This is a genomic window from Inquilinus sp. (assembly GCF_057815775.1).
In genome coordinates this window covers 1-2,044 of sequence record NZ_JBYRFX010000955.1, presented here as the reverse complement: position 1 = coordinate 2,044, position 2,044 = coordinate 1, and the positions used below count along the sequence as shown (strand labels likewise).

General features: G+C 70.2%; 3 protein-coding genes. All 3 read right to left on the bottom strand.

What is annotated here, in order from left to right; translation table 11 throughout:
- Nucleotides 1-816 (bottom strand): dihydrodipicolinate synthase family protein (locus AC3XYG_RS34435; protein WP_489144401.1); only part of this gene is annotated, 816 nt, incomplete at its 3' end.
- 103 nt (nt 817-919) lie between these two features.
- Nucleotides 920-1,399 carry a hypothetical protein gene (locus AC3XYG_RS34430; protein ID WP_489144400.1) on the bottom strand — a complete coding sequence of 160 codons (480 nt, stop codon included), beginning with the start codon at nt 1,397-1,399 and terminating at the stop codon, nt 920-922.
- A 91-nt stretch (nt 1,400-1,490) separates the two neighbouring features.
- Nucleotides 1,491-2,044, bottom strand: a 554-nt coding sequence (locus tag AC3XYG_RS34425) for a hypothetical protein (protein ID WP_489144399.1), incomplete at its 5' end; no start/stop codon positions are given.

Sequence of the window (2,044 nt, the reverse complement as noted above, 5' to 3'; positions counted from 1 at the left end):
CGCCGGCGCCCGGTCGTGCACGGCAAGGCCGAGCCGGGCCGCGCACAGGCGCTTGCCGTAGCAGATCAGCGTCTCGATCGACTGCATGACGAAGACGATCGACGGCGCGATCCGGGCATAGGCGGCGGCCGCGGCGTCCTCGTCCCCGGCCTCGTAGAGCCGCAGGATCGCCACCGCATGGTCGACCGCGTCCGGCGCCAGCAGGAAGCCGCTGCAGCCGGCGCGGAGGTTGTCGAGCAGTTCCAGCCCGCCGCGGCCGTTGAACACGCGCAGCCGGCCCTCGGTCACGGCGATCAGCCGTTCGACCTCGATCGCCGAGCCTTCGGCCTTGATCAGCGTCATGTTGGCGTGCCGCTGCATCAGCCGGGCGATGTCGTCGGCGCCCAGGCCCCGGCCGAGATATTGCGGCGCGTTCTGGATCGCCACCGGCAGTGCCGTCGACTCCATCACCCGGCTGAAGAAGTCGAGATATTCGCCGGCGCCATAGCTGCCGGAAGCGGGCGGCTGCAGGATCAGCCAGTTCGCCCCCGCCACCTCGGCGGCGCGGACCATCCCCACCTGTTCCGCCACCGACGACCCGAAGATGGTGAAGCCGACCGGCACCCGGCCGACGACATCCTCCGCCACCCAGTCCATCACCATGCGGCGTTCGTCGACGCCCAGCTTCGCCACCTCGGTGGCAAGGCCCAGCGCCGCGATGCCGGCGACATCGGCCTGCAGGCAGGCTTCCGCCTGCCGGCGCATGGCGGCCCGGTCGAGCCGCTCCTCCGCATCGAAGAAGGCGTAGAGGATGGCGTGGATGCCGGATGTGGTCACGAAGGCCTCCTGGGTCGAGCCGGGAGGACCGTTCTGGAACACCGCACCGCAAGTGGCAACCCGAAGACGGGGCCGGAGCCCCCTGCCCCGTCCCGGGACGCCGTCAATGTTCGAGCGAGATCACCACCGCATCACCGCCCAGGCTGAGCATGAGCCCGGTGCGTTTGGCCATCAGGTGCAGCACGACACCCTTTTCGTTCTTCAGCCAGAGCTGACCACCGCTCTTGTCGCCGAAGGCGTAGCCATAGCGGCCCTGGGCATAGGCCCCGCCGAAGTCTTCGAGCTTCTTGAGGTTGTAGACCTCGCCATTGGCCTCGAGCGTCGAGACGCCGATGCCACCGATGCCGAGACCGCCGACCTTGAATGTATAGCTGCGGCCTTGGAAGTGCAGGCTGCCGCGGCCGGCATCGCCGCTGCCGATGAAGGCGGCCTGGACCTGGTGCATCTCGACCGTGCCGTCCGGCTTCTGGCCGTCGAGCGTCGCCTTCTGGTCGTCGCTGACATTCATGCGCCCACCACACGCCGCGAGCAGCAACAGCGCCCCCGCCAGCAAGGACCGGCGCGCCCAATCGTTGTGTTTCAAAAATCCCTCCCGAGACCGATCGATCAATGCCGCCAGCATTGGGGCCGAACGCAGCCGGACGCAATCGGGAAGACGTGGAAAGCCGCGGGATTCAGTCGTTTGCCGGTGCCGGCACTTCCCCCGCCAGCTCGCGCAGCCGTTCCGCCAGGTCCGCGAGGTTGTCGCGGATCTGGGCGAAGGTGAAGGCGATGGCGAAGGCCTGGCCGAATTCGCGCCCGTCCAGGTCGCCGCCGGCGCCGCGCAGGCCGTCGACGCTGCTCTGCAACGCCGCCACGGCATGGTCCAGCGCGGTGCCGTCACCGGGCACGGCCTTGGCCTCCACCGCTGCCGCCAGCGCCGTCATCCGCTTGGTCGCCGCCGTCACCGCCTGGTCCAGCGTGGACCACAGCGCCGTCTTGAGCGCTGCGGACAGCGGCGAGTCCGAGGCGCGGGCCAGGATGATCTCGCTGTGCCACAGCCGGCGGACCGACCGGACGATCGGCGCCGGGTCGGCCGGGCCGATCAGCGTGCCGACCCGTTCGCGCCGCGCCTCGCCGATCTGGGTGTCCGCCTTGGCCAACGTCTTGCGCAGGCGGAGGTTCAGCGCCGTGGGATCGCCGCCCGCCCCATCCAGCCGCCCGGCCAGCAGGGTCAGCAGGGCGGCGC